Origin of the sequence: Streptomyces sp. UG1 (assembly GCF_049974585.1) — a bacterium.
Taxonomy (GTDB): domain Bacteria; phylum Actinomycetota; class Actinomycetes; order Streptomycetales; family Streptomycetaceae; genus Streptomyces.
Window position 1 is genome coordinate 1 of the sequence record NZ_JBNGGG010000034.1, and the last position, 24039, is coordinate 24039.

At 70.4% G+C, this 24039-nt stretch carries 31 protein-coding genes; 28 read left to right on the plus strand and 3 right to left on the minus strand.

Translation table 11 applies throughout. The features are described 5' to 3' along the window. Positions 1-446: 446 nt before the first annotated feature. Positions 447-905 (minus strand): helix-turn-helix domain-containing protein, encoded by a 459-nt coding sequence (locus tag ACP4J3_RS33010; protein WP_426539868.1) that lies wholly within the window; start codon positions 903-905, stop codon positions 447-449. 207 nt (positions 906-1112) lie between these two features. Here ACP4J3_RS33010 and ACP4J3_RS33015 point away from each other — a divergent pair, with 207 nt between their 5' ends. The 12 genes from ACP4J3_RS33015 (at position 1113) to ACP4J3_RS33070 (ending at position 8142) form a co-directional block, all read left to right on the plus strand. Then, complete coding sequence (locus tag ACP4J3_RS33015; RefSeq protein ID WP_385861078.1) at positions 1113-1265, plus strand: hypothetical protein; 153 nt, start codon at positions 1113-1115, stop codon at positions 1263-1265. Positions 1266-1279: 14 nt separating this feature from the next. Further along, on the plus strand, positions 1280-1555 hold the full coding sequence (locus ACP4J3_RS33020) for a hypothetical protein (protein WP_426539869.1): 276 nt from the start codon (positions 1280-1282) through the stop codon (positions 1553-1555). Further along, entirely contained in the window at positions 1552-2604 is a 1053-nt protein-coding gene (locus tag ACP4J3_RS33025) for a YqaJ viral recombinase family protein (protein WP_426539870.1), read from the plus strand. The genes ACP4J3_RS33020 and ACP4J3_RS33025 overlap by 4 nt, the downstream gene beginning before the upstream one ends. Further along, positions 2601-3503: a recombination protein RecT gene (gene recT, locus ACP4J3_RS33030; protein WP_426539871.1), complete on the plus strand. Its 903-nt coding sequence runs from the start codon at positions 2601-2603 to the stop codon at positions 3501-3503. Before ACP4J3_RS33025 ends, recT begins: the two co-directional genes overlap by 4 nt. Then, positions 3503-4129: a DNA cytosine methyltransferase gene (locus ACP4J3_RS33035; RefSeq protein ID WP_426539872.1), complete on the plus strand. Its 627-nt coding sequence runs from the start codon at positions 3503-3505 to the stop codon at positions 4127-4129. The genes recT and ACP4J3_RS33035 overlap by 1 nt, the downstream gene beginning before the upstream one ends. A 4-nt stretch (positions 4130-4133) precedes the next feature. Next, positions 4134-4685, plus strand: a complete 552-nt coding sequence (locus ACP4J3_RS33040) for a hypothetical protein (RefSeq protein WP_426539873.1) — start codon at positions 4134-4136, stop codon at positions 4683-4685. A gap of 159 nt (positions 4686-4844) precedes the next feature. Continuing rightward, positions 4845-5672 carry a hypothetical protein gene (locus ACP4J3_RS33045; RefSeq protein WP_426539874.1) on the plus strand — a complete coding sequence of 276 codons (828 nt, stop codon included), beginning with the start codon at positions 4845-4847 and terminating at the stop codon, positions 5670-5672. After that, positions 5669-6475: a zinc finger domain-containing protein gene (locus ACP4J3_RS33050; RefSeq protein WP_426539875.1), complete on the plus strand. Its 807-nt coding sequence runs from the start codon at positions 5669-5671 to the stop codon at positions 6473-6475. Before ACP4J3_RS33045 ends, ACP4J3_RS33050 begins: the two co-directional genes overlap by 4 nt. Continuing rightward, positions 6472-6717 (plus strand): hypothetical protein, encoded by a 246-nt coding sequence (locus ACP4J3_RS33055; protein WP_426539876.1) that lies wholly within the window; start codon positions 6472-6474, stop codon positions 6715-6717. The genes ACP4J3_RS33050 and ACP4J3_RS33055 overlap by 4 nt, the downstream gene beginning before the upstream one ends. Then, positions 6714-6893, plus strand: a complete 180-nt coding sequence (locus ACP4J3_RS33060) for a hypothetical protein (RefSeq protein WP_426539877.1) — start codon at positions 6714-6716, stop codon at positions 6891-6893. Before ACP4J3_RS33055 ends, ACP4J3_RS33060 begins: the two co-directional genes overlap by 4 nt. Further along, positions 6890-7339: a hypothetical protein gene (locus tag ACP4J3_RS33065; RefSeq protein WP_426539879.1), complete on the plus strand. Its 450-nt coding sequence runs from the start codon at positions 6890-6892 to the stop codon at positions 7337-7339. Before ACP4J3_RS33060 ends, ACP4J3_RS33065 begins: the two co-directional genes overlap by 4 nt. After that, on the plus strand, positions 7336-8142 hold the full coding sequence (locus ACP4J3_RS33070; protein WP_426539881.1) for a hypothetical protein: 807 nt from the start codon (positions 7336-7338) through the stop codon (positions 8140-8142). Before ACP4J3_RS33065 ends, ACP4J3_RS33070 begins: the two co-directional genes overlap by 4 nt. A 291-nt stretch (positions 8143-8433) precedes the next feature. Here ACP4J3_RS33070 and ACP4J3_RS33075 read toward each other — a convergent pair whose 3' ends face one another. Beyond that, entirely contained in the window at positions 8434-9027 is a 594-nt protein-coding gene (locus tag ACP4J3_RS33075; protein ID WP_426539883.1) for a hypothetical protein, read from the minus strand. Between the two features lie 59 nt (positions 9028-9086). Here ACP4J3_RS33075 and ACP4J3_RS33080 point away from each other — a divergent pair, with 59 nt between their 5' ends. The 4 genes from ACP4J3_RS33080 to ACP4J3_RS33095 all read left to right on the plus strand — a co-directional run bounded on the left by ACP4J3_RS33080 (position 9087) and on the right by ACP4J3_RS33095 (position 12748). Beyond that, entirely contained in the window at positions 9087-9533 is a 447-nt protein-coding gene (locus tag ACP4J3_RS33080; RefSeq protein WP_426539885.1) for a helix-turn-helix domain-containing protein, read from the plus strand. Continuing rightward, positions 9533-10771, plus strand: coding sequence for a PBSX family phage terminase large subunit (locus tag ACP4J3_RS33085; RefSeq protein ID WP_426539886.1), 1239 nt, complete (start codon positions 9533-9535; stop codon positions 10769-10771). Before ACP4J3_RS33080 ends, ACP4J3_RS33085 begins: the two co-directional genes overlap by 1 nt. Before the next feature lie 71 nt (positions 10772-10842). Then, a complete protein-coding gene (locus tag ACP4J3_RS33090; protein ID WP_426539888.1) occupies positions 10843-11280 on the plus strand; it encodes an HNH endonuclease signature motif containing protein in 438 nt (145 codons plus the stop codon). Beyond that, positions 11267-12748: a phage portal protein gene (locus ACP4J3_RS33095; protein ID WP_426539889.1), complete on the plus strand. Its 1482-nt coding sequence runs from the start codon at positions 11267-11269 to the stop codon at positions 12746-12748. The genes ACP4J3_RS33090 and ACP4J3_RS33095 overlap by 14 nt, the downstream gene beginning before the upstream one ends. 5 nt (positions 12749-12753) lie before the next feature. Here ACP4J3_RS33095 and ACP4J3_RS33100 read toward each other — a convergent pair whose 3' ends face one another. Next, a complete protein-coding gene (locus tag ACP4J3_RS33100) occupies positions 12754-13203 on the minus strand; it encodes a hypothetical protein (protein WP_426539890.1) in 450 nt (149 codons plus the stop codon). Between the two features lie 600 nt (positions 13204-13803). Between ACP4J3_RS33100 and ACP4J3_RS33105 the strand changes: the two genes are divergently transcribed. The 12 genes from ACP4J3_RS33105 (at position 13804) to ACP4J3_RS33160 (ending at position 24025) form a co-directional block, all read left to right on the plus strand. Continuing rightward, positions 13804-16053 (plus strand): phage minor capsid protein, encoded by a 2250-nt coding sequence (locus ACP4J3_RS33105; protein WP_426539891.1) that lies wholly within the window; start codon positions 13804-13806, stop codon positions 16051-16053. 11 nt (positions 16054-16064) lie between these two features. After that, positions 16065-16232 carry an Rmf/CrpP fold protein gene (locus tag ACP4J3_RS33110; RefSeq protein WP_426539892.1) on the plus strand — a complete coding sequence of 56 codons (168 nt, stop codon included), beginning with the start codon at positions 16065-16067 and terminating at the stop codon, positions 16230-16232. A gap of 86 nt (positions 16233-16318) precedes the next feature. Further along, positions 16319-16984 carry a hypothetical protein gene (locus ACP4J3_RS33115; RefSeq protein ID WP_426539893.1) on the plus strand — a complete coding sequence of 222 codons (666 nt, stop codon included), beginning with the start codon at positions 16319-16321 and terminating at the stop codon, positions 16982-16984. A gap of 12 nt (positions 16985-16996) precedes the next feature. Beyond that, a complete protein-coding gene (locus ACP4J3_RS33120; RefSeq protein WP_426539894.1) occupies positions 16997-17857 on the plus strand; it encodes a N4-gp56 family major capsid protein in 861 nt (286 codons plus the stop codon). Positions 17858-18002: 145 nt separating this feature from the next. Next, a complete protein-coding gene (locus ACP4J3_RS33125) occupies positions 18003-18401 on the plus strand; it encodes a hypothetical protein (protein ID WP_426539895.1) in 399 nt (132 codons plus the stop codon). Beyond that, complete coding sequence (locus ACP4J3_RS33130) at positions 18395-18718, plus strand: hypothetical protein (protein WP_426539896.1); 324 nt, start codon at positions 18395-18397, stop codon at positions 18716-18718. The genes ACP4J3_RS33125 and ACP4J3_RS33130 overlap by 7 nt, the downstream gene beginning before the upstream one ends. Then, positions 18715-19071, plus strand: a complete 357-nt coding sequence (locus ACP4J3_RS33135) for a hypothetical protein (RefSeq protein WP_426539897.1) — start codon at positions 18715-18717, stop codon at positions 19069-19071. The genes ACP4J3_RS33130 and ACP4J3_RS33135 overlap by 4 nt, the downstream gene beginning before the upstream one ends. Then, on the plus strand, positions 19064-19483 hold the full coding sequence (locus tag ACP4J3_RS33140; protein ID WP_426539899.1) for a minor capsid protein: 420 nt from the start codon (positions 19064-19066) through the stop codon (positions 19481-19483). The genes ACP4J3_RS33135 and ACP4J3_RS33140 overlap by 8 nt, the downstream gene beginning before the upstream one ends. Positions 19484-19494: 11 nt before the next feature. Further along, positions 19495-20010 carry a phage tail tube protein gene (locus ACP4J3_RS33145; RefSeq protein WP_426539900.1) on the plus strand — a complete coding sequence of 172 codons (516 nt, stop codon included), beginning with the start codon at positions 19495-19497 and terminating at the stop codon, positions 20008-20010. Continuing rightward, a complete protein-coding gene (locus ACP4J3_RS33150; RefSeq protein ID WP_426539901.1) occupies positions 20007-20468 on the plus strand; it encodes a hypothetical protein in 462 nt (153 codons plus the stop codon). The genes ACP4J3_RS33145 and ACP4J3_RS33150 overlap by 4 nt, the downstream gene beginning before the upstream one ends. A 227-nt stretch (positions 20469-20695) precedes the next feature. Further along, entirely contained in the window at positions 20696-23116 is a 2421-nt protein-coding gene (locus ACP4J3_RS33155) for a phage tail tape measure protein (protein ID WP_426539902.1), read from the plus strand. 3 nt (positions 23117-23119) lie between these two features. After that, a complete protein-coding gene (locus ACP4J3_RS33160) occupies positions 23120-24025 on the plus strand; it encodes a phage distal tail protein (RefSeq protein ID WP_426539903.1) in 906 nt (301 codons plus the stop codon). Positions 24026-24039 lie beyond the last annotated feature (14 nt).

The window sequence follows — 24039 nt, forward strand, 5'->3', positions numbered from 1 at the left end:
CGTACGGCCGTCGTGTCCCCGCCGCCCAGGAACAGCTCGGCGACGGGGGCGACGTACGGGTCGAGCTGGGCGCGGCGGGGGGGGGGGGGGGGGCGGGCGGCCCCCCCCCCCCCCCCCCGCTGTTGATCAATCGGCGGTTGGCCTCTCGTCGTCCAAGCCCGTATCGGCTCGTTGGGGGGCAAGGCTGTTCAGCGCGTCTTGTAGTCCTGCGGCGCCCGTGGGGGTGATGTGGCGGCCGTCTACGTCGATCGTCAGTCCGTCTCGGGTTGCTCGAACGACTGCGATTGTTCCTGTGTCCAGTTGGGTGCGGGTTACGCGGATCAAGGTTGTGCCCCCCTGTTGGCATGGCTGACCCATGACTCGAACATATGTCCGAGTCAAAGGCCCGAGTCAGCTTACTCCGCACAACACCGCAGGTCACGCGGGTACCACCCGGAGTGATCGCACTAGTTCGACGCTTGACCACCCTCGGTAAGTTCCTGGGGCAGCTCCCCGGCGGCGTACCGCCTCAGCAGCTCCTCGACCTTGGGCATGTCCTCGCGACCCATGCCGGGGGCGTGCACGACGACGACGGTCGTCTCGTCGGTACTTGCGCCGAACGGGTCGTCGGCGACGAGGCCGCAGTACTGCCGCGAGGCGGCGATGCGCACCTCGCGCTCGGGGCGACCGAGGGCTGCGGCGACGGCGCCGATGACCCCCGGATCAACCATGATCGGCTTGTCGTGGGCTATCCGGTGCAGAGTCGTGTGCCCCACCACGGTGCCCGTCTCGGGGTCGATGGCACGCTCCGCGAGCCTGCGGTACGAGAGCCCCTGCTCTTTCATGCACTGCCGAAGCAGGTCCCCGAACGGGGTGCCCTTGGGGAACGGGGTGTCCTCGGGGCGGGGGGTGCCGGCGTCCGACACGCTCTCATCTCCGTTCTTGTTGCAAAACTCGAACAGTCTCATCTAACCAGCGATCATCGCGATTCGCACACCTGGAACTGCGTTGACGTGCCGTTTCCCCCCACCTACGGTTACGGGTGTTCGAGATGTGCAACAGTCGGACGGGCGCTTTCATGCGCTTTACACCCTTGGCTGTTCGAATTATGGAACACATCGGAAGGGGGAGCCGTGACCACAGCGCACACACCACCGACGACGCCGGCGAGCCCCGAGGACTGGCCGGAGCCGACCGACGAGCAAATCGCGTTGATCCGCCGAATAGTCGCCCCTCTGGTTCATCAGGCACGCGCCGAGCGTGCCGAGCAGCAGTCCGCAGCGTGAGGAGAGAGCAGAGCGTGAGTCAGGTCGAGTTCGTCGGTCCGCCGCCGAAGCAGCGCAACACCAAGCACGCGCGGATCGCCCGCGAGCTGCGGGCGCACCCGAGGGTGTGGGGTGTCGTGCGGAAGCCCGACACTCTGCCGCGCGCTGCCTCCGCTGCTCAGGCGATCCGCGACGCTCGACTGCCGGCCTACGCCCCGGCGGGATCGTTCGAGGCTGTCGCTCGCACGGTCACCGAGGGCGGGCGCACCGAGCACCGTGTCTACGCCCGGTACGTCGGGGGCGAGCAGTGACGACCGCACCCACGGCGGCCGTGACGCCGACCGGCGTCGTCGTCGCCCCTCCCGGTCTCGACCGCGAGCGGTGGCTGGCCGCGCGGCGCACGGGCATCGGCGGCTCGGACATCGTCGCCGTTCTCGGGATGAGCAAGTACACCTCGCCGCTAGAGCTGTACCTCGACAAGACGGGCGAGCTCGGAGACGTGCCGCGCTCCCCCGAGCTGGAAGAGGCGGCGTTCTGGGGGCACCAGCACGAGCCGACCATCGCCCGCGTGTTCGCCGAGCGAACCGGTCTCGGCGTCGTCGAGGGCCCGGGGATGCTCGCTCACGTCGAGCGCCGTTGGATGCTGGCGAACGTCGACCGCTACGTGATCGAGCCGGGCGAGCGGATGGCGTCGAGCCTGCTTGAGATCAAGACGCGGTCCGCGTTCCAGCTCGACGAGTGGCTGCTCAGCGTGCCGGACGGGCCGGCGCTGCAAACGCACTGGTACCTCGCGGTGACCGGCTTCTCGCACGCGCACGTCGCCGCGCTGCTCGGCGGGAACCGTCTGGTCATCCACCGAGTGGAGCGCGACGAGACGCTCGTCGAGCACCTCGTCGCCTTGGTCGGCGAGTTCTGGCAGCGCGTGCTCGACCGCACGCCGCCGCCCGTGGACGGTTCCGAGGCGACCGAGGAACTGCTCGGCCACCTCTACAAGGTCAAGGCCGACGCCGTGACCGTCGCCGATCCGGCCGAGGTGCTGCCGCTGCTGGAACGCCGCCGCGAGCTCAAGGCGCGCGAGACGAGGACCGCCGACGAGCTGCGCGAGGTCGACAACCGTCTGAAGGCCGTTGCCGGCGAGGCCGAGATCGTCAAGGTTCAGGGCCGCGTCGCCTTCACGTGGAAGCAGAACGGGCCGCTCTCGGCGAAACGGTTCGCCGCCGCTCACCCGGAGCTCGCCGCCCAGTACACGCACAGCGTCGACGCGCTCGATACGAAGCGCCTCGCCGCCGAGCACCCCGACGAGTTCCGGGCGCACCGCGCCCGACGCCTCGTCGTTCCGAAGGAGAGCACCGCAGCGTGAGCACCAACCTTGCCGAGCGCGTCGCCGCCCGCCGCAGCCACCCGCCCGCCCGCCAGACCACCCGCGGCGCCGTCGCCCAGCAGCCCAACCTCGTGCAGTTCGTGCAGTCGATGCGCGGCGAGATCGCCCGCGCGCTGCCAGCGCACGTCGCCAACCCCGAGCGCATCGCCCGTATCGCCCTTACCGAGCTGCGCAGGGTCGAGCACCTCGCCGAGTGCACGCAGGAGTCGTTCGGCGGCGCGCTGATGACCTGCGCGCAGCTTGGCCTCGAACCGGGCGGGGCGCTGGGCGAGGCGTACCTGCTGCCGTTCTGGAACAAGCGTGTCCGCGCCTACGAGGTGCAGCTCGTCATCGGCTATCAGGGCATGATCCGTCTGTTCTGGCAGCACCCCGCCGCCGCGGGGCTCGCCGCCCACACTGTCTACGAGAACGACGAGTTCGAGTTCGAGTACGGCCTCGACCCGGTCCTGCGGCACAAGCCGGCCCGGTCCGACCGCGGGCGCCCGACCGACTATTACGCCGTCGCGAAGATGGCGAACGGCGGCTCGGCGTTCGTGGTGATGAGCGTCGAGGACGTCGAGGCGATCCGGCAGCGCAGCAAGTCGCGTGACTCGGGCCCGTGGTCGACGGACTACGACGCGATGGCCCGTAAGACCGTGATCCGGCAGCTTTTCAAGCTGCTGCCCAAGTCGCCCGAGCTCGCCCGCGCCGTCGCGCACGACGAGGGGGTGCGGCGCGACATGTCGCCCGAAGGGCTCGACACGCCGCCGGACTACATCGAGGGCGAGGTCGTCGAGCAGGCGCCCGCCGGCGAGCGGCAGGCCGCAGTCGAGGACGTCCCGGCGGAGTTCGCCGGATGGCCCGAGGCCGCCGAGCCGCCCGCGGCGGGCGGCGAGTGATGGACGGACCGCGTATCGGTTCCCTCTGTTCCGGTTACGGCGGTCTCGACCTGGGCGTGCGGGAAGTGCTCGGCGGCTCGGTGGTCTGGCACTGCGAGATCGACCCGAACGCGGCGGCGATCCTCGCCCATCACTGGCCCGACGTACCGAACCTCGGCGACCTGTCCGCCGTCGACTTCGACCAGGTCGAGCCCGTCGAGGTCCTGACCGCCGGATTCCCCTGCCAAGACGTCAGCCTCGCCGGCCGCCGCGCCGGCATCGCCGAGGGCACCCGCTCCGGTCTGTGGCTGCACGTCGCCCGAGCGATCCAAGCCCTACGCCCCTCCCTGGTGGTGATCGAAAATGTCCGCGGCCTCCTCTCGGCGACGGCGCATAGCAGCGTGGAACCCTGCCCGTGGTGTGTGGGAGACGGAAGCGCTGAGCCTCCTTTGCGAGCACTCGGTGCCGTACTCGGCGACCTGGCCCGCCTCGGGTACGACGCGGAATGGTGTTGCGTACGCGCGTCGGAGATCGGCGCTGCGCACCGTCGCGAGCGGGTGTTCATCGCGGCGCGGCCTGCTACCGACGCCCACGGCGACGTTCGTGCAGGACGCGATCGACCCTGCGGTGTGGCGAGCGCGGCGTGAACGCATGAAGGCCCGGCACCCCGAGATGGGCGACATGGGGCTACCACTCGGGCTCGCCGTCCGACTGCTGCCCACCCCGCGCACGTCGGACACCAACGGCGCCGCCGCCCATGGGGATGGCGGCCCGGACCTTCGAACCGCGGTTTCCCTGCTGCCCACCCCGCAGGCGAGCGAGCACAACGCGAGCCGGGAAACAGCCGAGCAACGGACCGCCACCGGACATCAGGCATACCTGTCGCACGTCATGACCTCGCTCACCACCGCCCGACCATCACCCGAGGACGGCGGTACGGACTGGGGCCAGTACGCCGCCGCCGTCGCGCGCTGGGAGGCGCTCACCCGTCCGACTCCACAGCCTGTGGACGAACACGACCGTCTGAGCGCCGCGTTCGTCGAGTGGCTCATGGGATTGGACGAGGGTCACGTGACCGACGTCGACGGTCTGTCCCGAGGGGCGCGGCTCAAGGCGTTGGGGAACGGTGTGGTCCCCCAACAGGCCGCCGCCGCCCTGCGGTTGCTGCTCGACCGCCTCGACGACGTCCGTCTCGCCGCATGAGGTGCGGCCACTGGGTCGGCGCCGCCCGCCGCCACTGCCGGGCCGTCGACGGCGTCCGCCACTACCTCACCGGCTACCGATGTCCCGCCCATACGCCCGCCGCCCTCGCCGGACGGCCCGAACCCCCCGGATCACCAACCCCGCTTAGGAGACGGACAGTTGAGCCTCGACGCCATGGATTGGGTGTGGACTCAGTCCACAGCCAAGGGCACCGCCCGCATGGTGTTGCTCGCCATCGCCGACAAGTGCCCCCATGACACGTGTACCGCCTACGCCGGTACGACGATGCTCGTGCGACGCACCAACGCCGCCCGCTCGTCCGTCGTGGCCGCGGTCGACAAGCTGCTCGCCAGCGACGAACTGCGCGTCGTCGAGGGCGCCAAGGGGCCCCGCGGAGAGACCGTCTATCACCTGCCGCGCGCCGTCGGACACGTCCGCAGCGCGCTCGACGAGACCCGTCTCGGGGGCCCGGAATCCGGACCGGTACAGAATCCGGACCGGTCCGAGAACCGGACCCCCGGGGGTACGGAAACCGGACCGGAGGGGTACGAAAACCGGACCCCCACCGGTCCGGAATCCGGACCCCAGAACGCAAGAGAACTCAAGCACCAAGCAGAACAGCGGCAGCCGCGCGCGACCCGGTCCCCGCTGATACCCGAACTGCACGCGCTCGGCGACGCGCTCGCCGCCGCCGGTATTCCGGTCCGTTGGTCGCTCGGCCTCGGCGAGCAGCGCGACGTATGGCGCCTCGTCCAGGCGCACGGCGTCGAGGCCCTCGTCGAGCGCGCCGCCGCCCGCACCGCACCCGGCACCGAGGCGAAACCGGCCCGCTACTGGGTCAAGGTCTGGGGCGACCTCGACCGCGCCCCGGCCGCCCGCCCCGGCCCGAACGTCGTTCCCCTGCGATCACCGAACCCCGCCGCCTACACCGACAACCTCGCCGCCGGCCTCGCCCTGCTGCAAGCCCAGAAGGAGGGCACCCCGTGATCGACAACCACATAGCCGCCCTGTTGGCGTACGCCGGCCGCCTCGACTCCCGCGTGCGCCGCACGCTCGCCGACCCGCAGCAGTCCGCCCGCACCATCGCCGACTGGACGACCGCCCTCGCCGACGTACCCGCGACGCTGCCCGACACCGGTTGGGACGCCTCGCAGGCCGTGCGCCGCTACTACGAACAGCGCGGCGCCGACCGGTCCGCGCAGTACCGGCCCGTCGAGCCGCACGACGTACTCGCCGCATGGGCACCGCACCGCGCCGAACTCATGAACCGGCACACCGACCCCGTACCGTCCGCCGACCCCGACGACCCGGCAGCGTGGCGCGAGGAACTGCTCGGCACCCGGGCCGCGGTCGCGACCGGGCACACCCCGCCCGCCCAGTACCGGGCCGAGATCAACCCCGCCGGGCAGAAACGTCTCGCCGCCCTGGTCGCGGGTGTCGGCACCGGGCCGCGCCGGTACATGCCCGAGCACGTCGCACGCGAGCTCGCCCCCTTCCGGCCAGCACAGGCACAGCGCGAGGCCCTCGTCGCCGAGGGACTGCCCGACCCGCTCGGCGCCAAGTGCCCGCACTGCCGCGCCGAGATCGGCAAGCGCTGCCGCAGCGGCTACCGCCGGCACCGGGAGATCAGCGGCGTACACCCCTCCCGCATCGAGGCCGTAGTCGCCCAACTCGGCACGCAGGACGAGCGCGACGAGGCCGAGCGGGTCCGCCTCGCCCGCCTCATGTGCCAGCCACCCGCCCCGCGCGAGAGCCGCGCCCGCCACACCACCGGAGGACACCACCGATGACCCCCGCCGCCGCGCGCGCCTTCATCGCCGCCCACCTGACCGACGAGCTCGACGTGCACCCCCACCTCGCCGCGCTCACCGCACAGAGCCTGTCCGACCGCCTCGCCGCGGACGGATGGGAGATCACCACGACCCGGCACGCGCGACCGGTCGCGCCTCGCGCGCGGGAGACCTCGCGCGCTCGGCGCCTCGTCGCTCGCCTCACCAGCCGTGCCCGTACGAAGGGAGACCCGACCCCATGACGGCCGACGTCGTCGCCGCGCTCGTCGTGCTGCTCGTCGTCGCCTCGGGTCTGCCGCTCGGTCGCCTCGCCTGCCGACGCGACCCCGGGCCCCTGAGACGGCATCCGGCCGACACCCGCGGCGCCTGCCCGCCCGACTGCACCACCTGCACCGCACTGAACGAGGGGGACCGATGAACACCCGCACCCGTACCCGAAGCGACTCCCGTCGGGGGCGCCGTGAGCTGCGCGAGACCGAGCGCGCCGCCCGCCGCGAGGGGCTGCGCCTGCTGCTCGCCCGCGCCGACCGCGGCGTGCTCACCCCCGAGGACTCCGCCGCGCTGCGCGGCTACGTCGAGGCCGAGGTCGCCGAGTGCGAGACGTTCCGGCGCAGCGCCGGCGGACAGCAGGTCGCCGCGATGCGGCTGCACCGCACCCTCACCGCCGCCGACGAGTGCCTCGTCGAAACCGAGGCCGACCGCGACCGCTACGCCGCCCGCCTCGCCCGCGTCGAGCAGCTCGCCGACAAGCTCGCCGCCATCGTGGGCGACGGCGAGCAGCAGCTCGTCGAGGACATCCGGCGCGCGTGCACGGGCGAGGACGAGATCGAGTCCGAGCAGGACGACGAGGAGAGCAGCCGATGAACCGAGCAGCCGCCGCTCGCGAGACGGTCGCGGCCCTGCGCACGATCCGTGAGCAGTGGGCCGAGCTGCTGCTCGCCGTCGAGACCCCGCCCGCCGATATGTGGCCCCCGCGGCAGCTCGCGCACACGCTGCGCGCCGTCGACGACGAGCAGCTCGACGTCGTCGACCGCGCCCCGCTCGTTCTGCGCGAGCACCCGGCGCCGGCCAACCTCGACGCCCTCGACACCGGCCTCGCCGTCGAGCGGATGATCTTCGGTCTCGCCGACACCCTCGCCGCCGCCGTCCAGCGTGGCGAGCAGGGGGCGCAGCGCGACCCGCGGCGCTGGGAGTTCGCCGACCCGGGCGCGGCCGACATCCGGCACGCGCACGGCAGCAGGGCGCACGGCCTGCACTTCGCGTGCGTGTGGGTCGAGGGACGCGTGCTCGACGAGGACACCACCCCCGAGCGGCGGCTCGACGGCACCCTCGCCGCGCCCCCGTTCTCTCCCCTGCCCGAGCACCTATTGCACGAGGCACGGCGCACTGTGCGGATTGCCGAGGGGCGCCTGCTGCGGACGCTCGGCCTCGACGCGCGCAGCACCCCAGTACCGGACCGGGCGTGCCCGTGGTGCGGCGGCGACCTCGACCTGCACACCGCCCCGGACACTGCCCCGAGCGTGACCTGCTCGACCGGCCCCGAGTGCGCCGCGCCCGTGCCGCTCGACGAGCGGGGGCGGCGCGTGTGGGGGTGGGGTGACCTCGTCGCCCTGGTCGCGGCGTTGGAAGCCACCAGCGAGCGTGACGCTCCAGCGCCAGCGGCGTGACACGCGCATAGGGAAGGGCCCCGGGGTGCGCATTCCCCGGGGCCCTTGCGTCGACGGCGCCGTGCACGCGTACACGACACAAGGCGGCGGGAACCCCCGACCTGTTCGGTCAGACCGTCTCAGTGGCTTACAGCCAGGCTAACCACAACTCCGCCCACCAGTCCAAGAATTGGGGTTGCGAGCTCGTCGCCGCGCACCGCCCCGAGCCCCGTCCCCGCAACCACTTGCACCGTTACCCTTCCGTGACCTAATGTGGGTGGCGCCTCCGGCGTGCCCGAAAGCGTTGCCGCCTCACTGGTCGAGCCGATCAACCCCACCGACTTCACGAAGCAACTCGGAAATGTCCGACTGAAGTTGGTGGTACTTGTCCTCGTTGGCCTCGTCGTCGACGAAACTTTGCAGGCTACCGCTCATCTCAAGCCCAAGCGCTTCCACCTCTTCGAAGCCGGCCAAGAGAGCCGCCTGCCACACCTCAGTGTCGTTCGCGGCGTGGAACCTCTCGTCCTTCATGGGCACCATGGACAGGTCTTCGGCCGCGCGCACGTCCAACTCTCCGAAGATCCGAACCAGATGGCGGCGGACCTTTGACCTTTGTCGGGGGTCGACCTCCCAAGCATGCTTGACCATGTCGCAGAGAAACCGCGCCCTCGCTGCGGGCAGCAGAAAGTCGCCCGGATAGGACTTTTGCGACGTGTAGCGGTGCCAGTAGTACGAGAGGTGCGCCCGCAGCTTGACCACCTCGCCTCGAAGCGCCAGTAGCGCCGCAGCGCGAGCCTTGCCGATCTCCTGCCGGTGACTCACGTATGGCGCAAGGAAGTAGGCGGCGGCAGCACCGGCAAGAGCGCCGGTTCCGATCTTGATAACAAGATCCCAAAAAGTGCTCACCGAAGCAGTATGCCGAGTGCCAGCCAGTTGACCCACATCCGCCGAGGAGGTGCGTCACCGTGGCCGAACCGATCACCGACCGCGACCGCGAGGCCGTGCGCCGCCTGCACGCCGAGGGCAAGTCCCGGAACGCCATCGCCCGCGAGATCGGACGCGGCGCCGCCACCGTCTCAAAGATCGCGAACGGGCTCGGCCTCACCTTCGCCGGCGGCGCCCGCGTCGCGGCGGCCACCGAGGCACACCGGGCGGACGCCGCCGCGCGACGCGAGCAGCTCGCCGACGAGGCGCTCGACGGCGCCCTCGGACAGGTCGCCAAGACGACTGCGGCCGAGTCCGCCCGCGATGCCCGCGACCACGCCACCGCCGCCCGCGCCCTTACCGAGGTGCACGCCCGCGTCGCCGAGCTCGCACGCCACACTGGCACAGGGAGCAGCGGCGCCTCGATGCTCGACCGCCTCGCCGACGCCCTGCTCGGGCCGAGCGGGGGTGACCGCCAGGGGGTGTGATGCCCGCGCCGCTCCCCCTGTCCGGCAAGCAACTCCGGAGCATCCGCGAGTCGTTCACCGCGCGCATCTCCATATGGCACGGCAGCGTGCGGTCGGGAAAGACCGTCGCCTCGTTGCTGGCGTTCCTGCTGGCGATCCGGCGCGCGCCGGCAACCGGGTTGATCCTGCTGTGCGGTCGATCGCTGCAAACGATCGAGCGGAACATCATCGAGCCGTTGTCCGACCCCGAGTTGTTCGGGGCGGACGTCGCCTCGGAGATCCGGCACACCCGCGGCGCCACGGTCGCGACGATCCTCGGCCGCACAGTCCATCTGATCGGCGCGAGCGATGCGCGCGCCGAGGGCCGGCTGCGCGGCGCGACTGCCTGCCTGGCTTACGTCGACGAGGCCACCCTCGTACCTGAACCGTTCTTCGTGCAGTTGCTCGCGCGACTGTCCGTACCCGGGGCGAGGCTGCTGTGCACGACGAACCCCGACTCGCCGCGGCACTGGCTGCGTAAGAGCTATCTCGACCGGGCCGGCGAGCTGGACCTCGCCGAATGGCACTTCCGTCTCGCCGACAACCCGAGCTTGTCGCCGGCCTACGTCGCCGCCCTGTCCGCCGAGTACACCGGCCTATGGCGCCGGCGCATGATCGACGGGGCATGGGTCGTCGCCGAGGGCGCGATCTACGACATGTACGACGAGCAGCGGCACGTCGTCGACGAACTGCCGACCATGCGCCGGCACTGGGTCGGCATCGACTACGGCACGACGAATCCGTTCTCCGCAGTGCTGCTCGGCCTCGGCGACGACGACCGGCTGTACGCGTGTGCCGAGTGGCGGTACGACTCCCGCGCGCGGCATCGGCAGATGACCGACGCGCAGTACAGCGCCGCCGTCCGCGGTTGGTTGTCCGAGCTCGGCGTCGAGCCTGAGTGGACGTTCATTGACCCGAGCGCGACGAGCTTCTCGGCGCAGCTCTGGGCCGATGGACACGCGGGAGTCGCACGGGCCGATAACAGCGTGCTCGACGGCATCCGCAGCATGTCGAACGTGCTCGACGCCGGCCTGCTGCTCATCCATCGCTCATGCGAGGGGCTGCTCGACGAGCTGCCCGAGTACGCGTGGTCGGAAGAGGCCGCCGCCCGCGGCGAAGACCAGCCGATCAAAGCGAACGATCACAGCGTCGACGCCGCCCGCTACGTGCTGCACAGCACCGCGCATGAGTGGCGCCACCTGCTGACGCAGGCCGCCTAGTCCCCCAACTACCGCCCCGCCGCCCCTCGATGGCGCCTCGGGGCCGAGCGCGCACCGAAGGGGGGCGAGGCATGTCTGCCAACTGGAGCGACCGTTTCCTCGCGCACGTCGTCGACACCCCCGCCGGCTGCTGGCAATGGACCGGCTACCTGATGCCGAACGGGTACGCCCGCATCTCGATCGCCGGCGAGCGCCAGTACGCGCACCGTGTCGCCTACGAGGCCATGGTCGGGCCGATACCCGAGGGCCTCGTGATCGACCACCTGTGCCGCAACCGCGGGTGCGTCAACCCCGACCACCTCGACGCCGTGACGCAGCGAACCAACGTGCTCCGCGGCGAGTCGCACGCCGCCGCACGGGCGCGGCAAACCGCGTGCATCCGAGGTCACACATTCGACCGCGCCAACACCTACCGGGCCGGCAACGGCACCCGGAAGTGCCGCAAGTGCCGCGCCACCGCGCGCGAGCGAGCTCGACGCAGACAGGGGGTGACGCGTGTCCCTGCCTGACAACGGCGCCCCGTGGCCGCCGCCCCACCTGTCCACGCTGTACCGCGAGATCGCCGTCAATGACGCGTGGTACTCGGGCGACCGCCGCCGGCTCGCCGAGGTCTACCGCACCGAGCGGCAGCGCCGCAGCGACGGCCGGCGCCGACTGTGGGCCCGACACCGCTCGGCCGACCGCACCAAGGGTGACGACGGCCAGCTGCACATCCCTCTCGCCGGCGACATCGCCTCGGCCTCGGCCGAGTTGCTGTTCGCCGAACCCCTCGCGCTCACCGTGGCGGACACCGGCACGCAGGGCCGGCTCGAAGAGATCACCGAGGCCGGCGGACTGGCGAACACGCTCCTTGAGGCCGCCGAGGTCGGTGCCGCGCTCGGCGGAACCTTCCTCCGGGTTACCTGGGATGCCGAGCTTGCCGCCCGTCCGCTGCTCACCGTCATGCACCCCGACCGCGCCCTGCCCGAGTTCTCGTACGGGACGCTGCGCGCCGTGACGTTCTGGCGCGAGCTGCCCGGCAGCGACAACGACACCGTATGGCGCCACCTCGAACGGCACGAGCGAGGCCGCGTCGTCCACGCGCTGTATCAGGGGACGTCCGACCGCATCGGCACCCGCGTGCCGCTCACCGAGCACCCCGATACTGCCGGCCTCGTCGACTCCCTCGACGTCGAGGGCGACACCATCACCACCGGCGTTGACGCGCTCACCGCCGCATACGTGCCCAACGCGTTGCCCAACCGTCGCCACCGCGGCTCGCCGTTCGGACGGTCCGACTACGACGCGCCCCTGCATGACCTCATGGACGCGTTGGACGAGACATGGTCCAGTTGGCTACGCGACATTCGGCTCGCCCGCGCACGCCTGATCGTCCCGGACGCCTACCTACGCGACCACGGCCCCGGCCGCGGCGCCTCGTTCGACGACGACCGGGAAATCTGGGCCGCCCTGTCCATCCCGCCCACCGAGGGCGCCGGCATCACCTTGTCGCAGTTCGCGATCAGGGTCGCCGAGCATCAGGCGACGTCCGACGCGATCGTGCGCCAGGCCGTACAGTCGGCCGGCTACTCGCCAGCGACGTTCGGCATGGATGATCAGGGCGCGGTGACTGCGACCGAGGTCAAGGCCCGGATGCGGCGCAGCATGACCACCCGCGAGAAGAAGTCGCGCTACTGGGCGCCTGCCCTCGCCGACATTCTGCACGTGGCGCTCATGCTCGACCGCCAGCTGTTCACTCCCTCGCTCGTCGTCGAGCGGCCCCGTGTGGTGTTTGGGGAGGGGGTGAGCGAGGACCCGACGAGCGTCGCCCAAACTCTGTCGCTTCTTACACAGGCGCAGGCCGTGAGCGTCGACACGCGAGTGCGCATCCTGCACCCCGATTGGGACGACGACGCCGTGCAGGCCGAGGTCGACCGCATCCTCGTCGAGACCGGAACGGCCGTGCCCGATCCCATGCAGGCCGGTGCACTTCCATGAGCGCACTATCGACGTTTCGCCACCTTCGAAATAAGGTGATCAAGATGGTTCGATTCATTTTCTACATGCTGGGCTAGGTTCTGCGCCATCTCCAGCCCGCGAACAAGCCGACTTTCTAGGAGCTCAACAGACGGCACATCGGACTTGTCCATCACCGTCACGCTAAAAACCGAAGCCTGCTGCGGCGCATTTCGATACCACGTCGACCATGCGCGAGCCGATATCTCCAACCTGAATGTTTCCGATTCATAGGTGGCGGTCGGCTGGGTAACCAAAGATGCGGTCACCTCCCTGTAGAGGTGATCCTCGGGATCGTGGTCACGGAGAATCCATATGCGATGATCACCATCCCACCCCAAAATCGGCTTTCGGAGCTGCGGAGACCTGTCGACAACGCCCCTGGCCGCTTCATCCATGGCATTCGCCGTCGCGTCTATCAGCTCACTCGTCGTCATTACGTATCTCCACAGGACTTGAGGGGGTAGACGGCCCTAGCAAGCGAGACAGGCAGCGGGTCAGGAGAGTAGAACTCTATCGCCCCACCGGGCCACGGCGGAACCATCCCCTTGGAGGTGCCGGGACCCCACAACTCTTCAATTTCTTCCGCGAAGACCGTTATGCATAGATCTCGACCAGAATTCAAACCCAGGTTATATGGCGCGACACATCCGCCATAAGGGGATGGCGTGAGCCAGACTCCGCGCCCCGGAAGCCCAATCCGCGCGGTCTTGTATATCGAATCCAGATGGACCCCAAGCGTGTAATGAAGCAGGTGAGGTCCGAATATTTCGGCGACTTGTAGGCCGGAAATCGAATCGACGCCCTGTCTCCACAATTCTTCGGCCGGTTCATCGTCAACGTTCAGCTTTCCGGTCAGCCGGAGCACATCAATTTCTCTGGCCAGAGAGTCTGCACGGTTCATTACGTGACCTCCACGCGCTCAGCTTCCAGGCTACGCCCGCGCCGAACACCTTTCTCGCCGAGTCAGAAGCTCCGTGATCTCTTCCCGCGCTGATCACCACCGACCAGCGTGCCTGGGCTTACAGGGGGTGGGGATGCCCATTCACCCTGGCCTCGTCGAGGACCTGTCCGCCGGCGTCCGCAGCCTGTACGAGGACGCCGAGCAGCGGCTGCTCGGGATCATCGCTCGACAGCTCGCCGACGGGTACGAGGCCCCAGGGTGGGCGGTGGCCAAGCTCGCCGACATCCAGCCGCTACGGCGCGCGGCGCAGCAGGTCGTCGACGTTCTCTCGACTGCCGTCGACCTTGAGGTGTGGGACGTGGTCGCCGAGGCGTACAACGTCGGGGCGCAGGCCGGCCTCGCCGAGCTCGGCGCCCTGGGTGACGACGACGCCCGGCGGATCGCCGAGACGACGCCGGCGACGCGCGCCGTCGACCGGCTCGCTCAGGAAACGGTCGACCTCGTCACCGAGACGCACCGCGGCATCCTCCGCGGCGTCGAGGATGGGTACCGGCAGGTGATCGCCGAGGTAGCGGCAACGCCGCTGCTCGGCATCGACACCCGCCGTCAGGCCACGCAGCGCGCGATGGAACGGTTCGCTGACCGCGGGTTCCGCACGTTCGTCGACCGTTCCGGGCGCGCGTGGCAGATGACCTCTTACGCCGAAATGGCCACCCGTACCGCGCTCGGGCGAGCCGCCGTCGAAGGGCACACCGACCGACTGCGCGCGACTGGCCTCGACCTCGTCATCGTCTCCAACGCCCCGCACGAATGCCCGCTCTGCAAACCGTTCGAGGGCAAGGTGCTGTCGATCGACGGCCCCGACGGGCCGCGCGATGTCACCGTCGAGCACGCCACCGAGGACGGCCGCACCGTACGCGTGCACGTCGCCGGCTCGCTCAACGAGGCTCGGGCCCGAGGCTTTCAGCATCCCAACTGCCGGCACAGCGTTGCCGCGTACCTCCCGGGTGTGACCCGAGTTCCCGAGGACGCGTCCGAGGACCCCGACGGGTACGAGGCGACGCAGAAGCAGCGCGCCATCGAACGCAACATCAGGAAATGGAAGAAGCGCGCCGCCGCCGCTCTCACGCCCGAGGCGAAGAAGGCGGCCGAGGCTCGCGTGCGCGCGTGGCAGGGACGGATGCGCGGACACCTCTCCGACCATCCCGAGCTCATCCGCCAGCGCGAGCGCGAGCAACTCGGCGCTGGCAACCTCCCTCCGGACACCGGCACCGCCGGCCGGCCCGGCACCCCGACCGGCCCCGGCTCGGACGTGTTCGAGGCCGCGCGCGTCCGCGGCGGCGACGAGCGGACGCTGCCCGAGCTCACCGACGAGCAGCTCGGCGCCGCCATCCGACCCGGTGTCCTCGATCAGCGCGACCTCGACCGCATCGAGGCCGAGGCCGACCAACGCGACGAGGCCGAGCTGCTCTCACGTCTGCGCCCCGACGGCACGCGGCTCGCCGAGCCGCTTACGCAGTTCAGCGACGACGAGCTCGCCCGAGCATTCCCGCACCTGGGCGACGACGAGCTGCTGCGCGTCATGGCCGAGCTCGACCGGCGCGACGTCGACGCCGCCCTGCCAGCCGCCCGCCGCGACCTGATCGGCCTATCCGACCGCGAGCTCGCCGCCCGAGCCCGCAACGTCGACGAGGCCGAGCGCGTCGAGATCGCCGCCGAGGCCAACCGGCGCCGGCTGCTCGCCAAGGTCTTCCCCGACGGCCGGCTCGCCGAGGACCTGTCCACGGTCGGTGACGACGTCCTCGGGTGGGCGATCCGGTACGCGACACCCGAGGACGTCGAGCGGATCGCCGACGAGCTCGACCGCCGGTACCCGCCCGCTCCGCTCCCGGAAGCGGTCGGCGCGCACACCGTCGAGGGGCAGCTCGCCGACCGGGCCGCCATCAATGAGGCCCTCGCGCCGGCCGAAGAACCTGACGCGTGGAACGGGCTGTCCGTGGACTGGTACGCCGGCATGTCCGCAACGGAACGATGGATCGCCGAGCGCGAGTACGCCGACTTGCAGATGCGCACCGCGTACACCCGCGAGCAGATACGGGAGATGTACCGCGAGCACGTGTGGGCGCAGTATCTCGCCGCCGAGGACGCCACGAACGGCTACCTTCTCAACCGCAAGGCACGCGCGGCCGGCGTGGACCCGGCAACGCTGTTCAGTGGGCCGGCGCACATCGCGTATGCCCGAGCGAGCGAGGACCTGAAACGGTGGTGGCAGGATCACCCGCGCCTTACGCTCGCCGAGTACACAGAGCAGCTCACCGGCGTGAGGAACGCCGCCGCGGACACCGCGCGCAAGTCGCGTGATGACCAGCAGAACCGACTCTAAGGGGGGCAGCAGTGGGCAGTCGTGGCGAGCTCGCCCGAGCCATCAACGCCGGCGCCGAGGCCGGCCGCAACGGCGCCCCTGTCACCTCGTGCCCGTACCCGGCGGGCGACCTACGCCGCTCGGCATGGGTGCGCGGATACGCCGGCGCGCGACCGCTTCCGGACGAGTCCGCCGACTAGGCGCTCGACCGCCCCACCTCTTCAAGGGCCCGCCACTTGGCGGGCCCATTTTCATGCCCACACACCCCCCGAAGGACGGATCACGCATGTCCGAACCCACCCCGACACCCGCCCCGGCGCCGAGCAGTGAGGCACCCCCGACCCCGGCCTCGACGCCCCCGGCACCATCCGCGCCGGCCGTTCCTCCGGCGCCAGCCCCGGCGCCTGCGGTCGACCCGGCGGCCGAGCAGCGCGCCACCGAGGCCGAGCAGGCAGCGCAGCGCGCGCAGGCCGAGCGCGACGACCTGCTCGCCGCACTGCGCAGCGTGCTCGACCCGAACGGCGCGGCCGGCGAGCAGGACCCCGCCAAGCTCGCCGAGCAGGCCGCCACCGAGCGCGACGCCGCCCTCGCCGAGGCCCGACAGCTCCGGGTCGAGCTCGCCGCCCATCAGGCCGCGCACAAGGCCGGCGCCGACCCCGCGCGGCTGCTCGACTCCCGCGCGGTCGAGAAGCAGCTCGCCGCCCTCGACCCGACCGACCCGAAGTTCGCCGAGCGGCTCGACGCCGTGATCGCTGCCGCGGTCGAGGCGAACCCGCTGCTGCGCGCCGAGGCCACCGCGCCGGCCCCGCCCAAGGGGGGCGCCGACTTCACCCCGGGCGCCCCGCAGACGGTCACCCCCGAGCAGTTCGCCCGCATGACCTACACGCAGCGCGTGGAACTCCACCAGTCCGACCCCGACCTGTACCGGCAGCTCTCTGCCGCGTCCGAGTAAGGAGGCCGCCGCATGGCGACCGGAAAGACCACCGCGGCACAGATGATCGTGCCGGACGTCTGGGCCGACATGGTCCAAGGCAAGTTCAAGGGGAAGTTGGTCATCGGCACCATGGCCGTGAACGACTCCACCCTCGAAGGCAAGCCCGGCGACTCCGTGAACTTCCCCAAGTGGAAGGCCCTTACCGAGGCCGAGGACCTCACCGAGGGCACGCCGATGACCCCCGAGCAGCTCGGTACCGACCCGGGCAACTCGGCCACGATCAAGGAAGCCGGCAAGGCGGTCGAGATCACCGATAAGGCGAGACTCGTCGCGTTCGGCGACCCGTTCGCCGAGACGCAGCGGCAGCTCGGCGTACTGATCGCCCGGAAGATCGACAAGGACCTCACCGCCGCGGCCGAGGCCCCCGGCGTAATCACCGTGAACGCCGCGACGGAGCCCCTGTCGTGGAACGTGCTGGTCGACGGCATCGCGAAGTTCGGGGACGAGTGGGAGCCGGAGAACATGGCCGGCCTCGTGATTCACTCGCTCCAGCGCGCGAGCATCTACAAGGACCCCAACTTCATCAGCGCCGACAAGTTCGGCACCGGCGCCGTGATCCCCCGCGGCGTTATCGGGCAGATCGGCGGCGTGAACGTGTACGTCTCCGACCGCGTCACCACCACCCCGGGCGACGGAACCAACCCCGCCACGTACAACGCGCTGATGATCCGGCGCGGCTCGCTCGGGCTGCTCTACAAGCGCCGGCCGGTCGTCGAGACCGACCGCGACATTCTCGCGCGCACCACGGTGGTCACGACCCACGTGCACTACGCGACGCACCGACTCGACGACGAGGGAATCGTCGTGATCAGGACGAAGGGGGCGGCGTGATGATGCTCCGCCGCTACCACCGCGGAAACGATCCGTCGGAGGACGAGGACGAGCAGCCGACAACGGAAGACGAGCAGACGGACGGGCCGCCGGCGAAGAAGCCGACGGCCCGTTCTGCTGCCCGCGGCAAGCCAAGGGGGTGATCGTGGCTCGGCAGCCCTACGCCACCCCCGAGCAGCTCGCCGCATGGCTCGGCCGGCCTGCACCGGCGGACGCCGAGCGGCTGCTCGCACGGGCCGGCGAGGACGTCGACTCGGCTCTGCTCACCGCTGTGTACCCGGTCGACGAGGACGGCGACCCGCTCGACGCCGACGTGCGCGCCGCCCTCGCCGACGCCACCTGCGCACAGGTTGAGTACCAACTCGCCGGAGGCGACGACGGCACCGGCGCGGCCGGACAGTGGGACTCCGTGTCGATCGGGCCTGTCAGCCTGTCCGGGCGCGGCCGGCGCGCCTCGGCGACGGCCGGCGTCGACCTGGCCCCGCGCGCCGAGCGCGCGCTGCGACGGGCCGGCCTCACACCGGGGCGGGTGTTCCCATGGTGACCCGCGTTCCCGAGGTCCTGCTGCGCCACCGCATCCGGATCGAGCCGTACGCCGGCGACTCGGCGTACGGGCCCACCTACCGGCCGGCGATCGAGGACGTGCCGGCCCTCGTCGACCCCTCGCCGCGCCTCGTACGCGCCCCGGACGGGCGCGACGTCACCGCTACGGCGACGTTCATCGCTGGCCCCGAACTCGACTGTCCGCCCGGCTCGCGCGTGACCCTGCCCGACGGCCGCACCACAACCGCGCTCACCGTCGCCCACCACACCGCCCCGGACCTCCCGGTGCCTGCCTGTACGGAGGTGAGCTGCGAGTGAGCCGTGCCCGTACCCGCATCCGATGGAACGGCGCCGCAGTCCTCGGCCGCGCCCGCGCCGGCGCCGCGCGCGGACTGCGCCTCGGCGCCGAGCACCTGCTCGCCGAGTCCCGAACCGAGGTCCCGATCGCCGAGGGCACCCTCGAACGCTCCGGGACCGCCACCGTCGACGAGCGCGACCTCGTCGCTGGCGTCAGCTACGACACCCCGTATGCCGCGCGCGTGCACGAGGACCTCACCGCCCGGCACTCCCCGGGCCGTAAGGCCAAGTTCCTTGAGGACCCGGCCAACCGCGAGGCCGGCGCCATCGGCGAGTTGATCGCCGCCGAGGTCCGACGGGCGATGCGTGGCTGACCTGCTCGACGGCGTCGCCCGCTACCTCGACGAGCTCGGGCTGCTCGCCTACGACCCCGCCGGCACGAGCGGCGACACGTTCATCGAGACTCTGCCACCCGAGCCAGCCGAAGCGGTCGGCCTGTGGCTCTACGGGGCCGGCGAGCAGGACGCCCGCAACGGCTACGACACCCGATCACTTCAGGTACGCGTGCGCGGCACCGCGGACCCGCGCACCTCGCGCCGCCGCGCCGAGGCCCTGTACGGCGCGCTGCACGGACTCGCCGGCCTCGAACTGCCCGACGGGACATGGCTCGTGCTCGCCGTCGCGCAGGCGCCGGCTCCGATTGGCACCGATGCCTCGGGCCGGCACGAGCACACGGTGAACGTCCGCCTCGACGTGGCCAACCCCACCACCCACAGACCCGATTAGGAGGTGTCCCCATGGCCGCGAACAGTCGGCCCATTGACGCCCGCGGTTGGCTGTTCGAGATCCTCGACGCCAACGCACAGACCGAGACGTGGCTGCCGATCGCCGGACTCACCAGCTTTACCCACAACCCTGGGGAAAACGAGGAGACGGCCGAGACGACCGCGTTCGACTCGGAGGGGTATTACGAGCAGGACGTGATGCAGCGGGGCGCCACCCTCGAAATCGAGGGGCAGTACCGCATCAACCCCACCACCAAGGCTCGCGACGTCGGGCAGGCGTACGTCGACGAGGTTTGGGCGCACCGCCTCGGTATCGACTCGCACAACAAGGTGCGTTGGCGCCACAACAGCCAAACGCAGTGGGTCATCTGGGACGCCACCATGACCCCGGGCGAGCAGGGCGGCGAGACCAACGACAAGACCTCATGGTCGGCGACGATCACCAGGAGCGGCAAGCCGACGTCGGCCCCGGTATCCGGCGGTACGACCGTGACGGCACTGGCGAGCAAGTCGGGGGGTGACGCGTGAGCGACTCCCCCGAGCAGCTCGTCGAGGTCGAGTCCGCAGACTTCGATGCGTTCTTCGCCGAGCAGGCCCCCGCCCGGCCCCGGGTGACGTTCACCCTGTACGGGCGCGAGTACACCCTGCCCGACTCCCTGCCGCTGCTGTTCACGCTCAAGATGGAGCAGGTACAGCACAGCTCGGACCCCGAGGACGTGCGCGCCATGCTCGCGACGCTGTTCGGCGAGGGAGCCCTCGACACGTGGGCCGAACGCGGGATGACCGACCGTCAGCTCGGCGTCGTGCTGATTTACTCCGCCGCCAACGTCCGCCGGCCTGGCTCGATGACCATGCAGCGCGCCGCCGAGCTGCACGACGAGCAGGAAGCCGCCAAGGAGGGAAAAGCGGCGCCGGCCCCGAACCGAGCCGCCCGTCGGGCGAGCAAGAAGAAGGGCAGGCCGGCGCGTTCTGGCGCGCGGTCCTAACCCACTGGCCCGCGGTCGAGGCTGACCTCGCCCGCGAGTACGGCCTCACCGCCGCGCAGCTCGCCGCCCTGTCCACCCGCCGATTCCTCGTCCTCGTCGCCGGACTGCCGGCCGAGGCCAAGTTCGCCCGCGCGTGGGCCCGTACGCCCCGCGAGGTCGACGACCCGGCGGAGATCGCAGCAATCACCGGCCTACCGGCCGGCCCGGCCGATGGGGGGTGATCTGCTGTGGCGCTCACCGTGGCCGAGCTGCTCGCGACGATCGACGTCGACGACACCGGCGCCGAGCAGGGCCTCGCGCGCGCCGAGCAAAGCGTCGTCGCCGCGGCCGAGGCCATCACCGCCGAGGCCGCCCGAGCCGGCGACCGCGCCGGACAGCAGCTCGGCGAGGGGCTCGCCGACGGTGCCGAGGACGGAGCCGATCAGGCCAGCGGCCGACTGCGCGACAAGCTGAGCGCGTTCGGGTGGGCCGCCCTCGGCGCGACCGTCGGCGCGGCTCTGCTCGGCGGAGTCACGAAAGCACTCGACGAGCAGAAGTCGAACAGCCTCCTCGCCGCGCAGCTCGGCGCCGACCCGGCACAGGCAAAACGGCTCGGCCAGGCGGCCGGCACCCTCTACAGCAAGGGGTACACGGACTCAGTCGCCGACGCCAACGAGGCGTTGAAGGCCCTGTGGCAGCAGGGCCTCGTACCCGCGGACGCGACGCAGAAGGAGCTCGAAAAGGTAGGCGGTCGCCTCTCCCAGGTCGCGCAGATCATGGGCGAGGAAGTCGGCCCCACCTCGGCCGCGGTTGGCCAAATGCTCAAAACGGGAATGGCGGCGAACGCTGAGGAAGCGTTCGACATCCTCGTTAAGGGAACACAGAACGGAGCGAACAAGGCCGAGGATCTGCTAGACGTCTTCGGCGAATACGGAACACAGTTCCGTGACCTGGGGGTCAACGGAAAGCAAGCGATGGGCCTCATTCAGCAGGGGCTCAACGCGGGCGCGCGCGACGCCGATATCGTCGCTGACGCGTTCAAAGAACTGAATATCCGAGTCAAGGACGGCTCGGCGGCCGAGGGGCTGAAGGCGCTTGGACTGAACGCGGACCAAATGGCCGCGGCGTTCACCAAGGGTGGTCCGGCCGCAAATGCGGCGCTCGATCAGATCATGGACCGCCTACGGGCGGTAAAGGACCCGACCGAGCGCTCGCGTCTGGCCGTTCAATTGCTGGGCACGCAGGCCGAGGACCTCGCCGGCGCCCTTTTCGCGCTCGACCCGTCCTCGGCTGTTGACGCGCTCGGCAAGGTCGATGGTGCCGCCAAGCGCGCCGGCGACACCATGCGGGATAACGCCGCGACACGCGTCACGGAACTGTCCCGCACTCTTGAGCACGGCTTTGTGAGCGTCGTCGGCAACTTCGTCGTACCGGCACTGTCTGCCGCGGCCGAAGGAGCGATCGCCGTTGGCTCAGCGTTCGCGACCGGCGCGGAGTTCGTTTCCGAGCACGGCGTCGCGTTCGGCATCGTCGCCGGCATCATCACGCTCGTCATGCTGCCGGCGCTGATCGGCCTTGCCACGCAGGCGTACACGACGTCGGTCGCCACCGTAACGAGCTGGGCGACGCAGACCGCCGCCAGCATCACCGCGGCAGCTCGGTTCGTAGCCACGAACGCCGTGATCGTCGCCGGCTGGCTCGCGCAAGGCGTAGCAGCAGGCGGCGCGGCGCTGCGGGTGGTGGGCGCATGGGTGCTCATGGGTACGCAGTCGCTCATACAGGCCGCGCGCATGGCCGCGGCCTGGCTGATCGCAATGGGCCCCGTCGCCCTCGTGATCGCCGCGGTTGTGGGTCTCGTCGCGTTGATCGTCGCCAACTGGGACACGATCCGCGACGCAACGCTCGCTGCCTGGGACTGGATTTGGGAAAAGATCAAGTGGGTTGGCGAGAAACTCGTCGAGTTCTTCCTCAACTTCACTTTGGTTGGCTTGATCATCAAACATTGGGATTCCATAAAATCGGGAACCTTGCGCGTCTGGAATGCGACGGTTGACTTCGTAAAGGGAATCCCCGGAAAGCTCCTCTCCTTCTTTCTCAACTTCACTTTGATCGGGCTGATTATCAAGCATTGGCAGTCGATCAAGGATGGAACGAGGAAGAAAGCGGGCGAGATGCTCGCTTACGTTCGCGGCTTGCCGGGCCAGATCGCCGGATTCTTCGGCAACTTCGGATCGATGCTGTACGACAAAGGGAAGGACCTAATCCGAGGTCTCCTAAACGGCGTCCGAAGTATGGGAACGTGGCTGAAAAACCAGCTAATTTCGTTCGCGAAAAACATGATCCCGGGGCCAATCGCCAAAGCACTTGGCATCAATTCACCGTCACGCGTGATGGCGCGGGACATCGGCCGTTGGATTCCCGCCGGCGTCGTCAAGGGTATTCGCTCCGGGCAGGGCGCGGTCGACCGCACCATGCGCACGCTCATCCCCTCACCGAGGATGCCGGCCCTTACCCCGGCCGGAGCTGCGGCGTACGACTCGCAGGGGCCGCTCGGCCTCGCCGCGCCGGCCGGCCCCACGGTGCGCATCGAGCATTGGCACGCTGCGAGCACCGGCACGCCCGAACAGAACGCCGCCGCGCTCGCCTGGCACATGAAACAGAGGGGGTGAGGCATGGCCGCGGGCGACCGCGTCACCACCCCAGGGCATATCCAATACGGCGACGAGCTGCTGCTCGGCCCCGGTACCCCGTTCCGGTGGCGCTCTTTGTCGGGCTGGGAAGAACTCCCCGCCCTGGACTCCGGGAGCGTCAACCGCAGTGATGCGCACGGAAGTTATCCCGGGCGCCTGCTCGCTCAGCCGCGCATGATCACCGTCGACGACGTGATCGTGCGCGCGCCGGCCGCCACGATCGGGACCACGCTGAGCGCGCTGAACGCCGCGACGCCGGTCGTCGACGCCGAGCTGCCGCTCGTCGTGTGGCTGGACGAGCGCGGACCGCTGCTCGCCGGCGCCCGCGTCGTCCGCCGCGCCGTGCCTGTTGGCATCGGCTTCCGGGTCGGCACCATCACGGGTGCCGCTATCCAGTGGGAGGCATCCGACCCACGCCGGTACGCGCTCGTCGAGCAACAGGTCGAGACCCGATTGCCCATGGCCGAGGCCGGCCTCGACTGGCACCTCGACCCCGGGCCCGAGCACCTCGCGTACCCGCTCGTGTTCGGCGAACCAGGAAGTACCGGAACGGTCGTCGCCCGTAACGAGGGCGACGCGCTCACGCACCCGCTGATCAGCTTCCGCGGCCCCGTGGCGCTGCCCTCGATCACCAATCTCCGCACCGGCGACGTCCTCGAATACGACATCGAGCTCGCCGCCGACGACACGCTGCTCGTCGACACCGCGGCCGGCACGGTGACCCTGAACCGCACCGCGAGCCGGCTCTACACCGCGACCGCGCGCAGCGTCCCGGAGAACACGTTCACCCTCGCCCCCGGCACGGCGTCGCTGTCCTTCCGCGCCGCCCCTGGGTCCGTCGACCCGCGCGCCTCGTGCTCGATCAGGTGGCGCTCGGCCTACTGGTAAGGAGGTGACCGCCC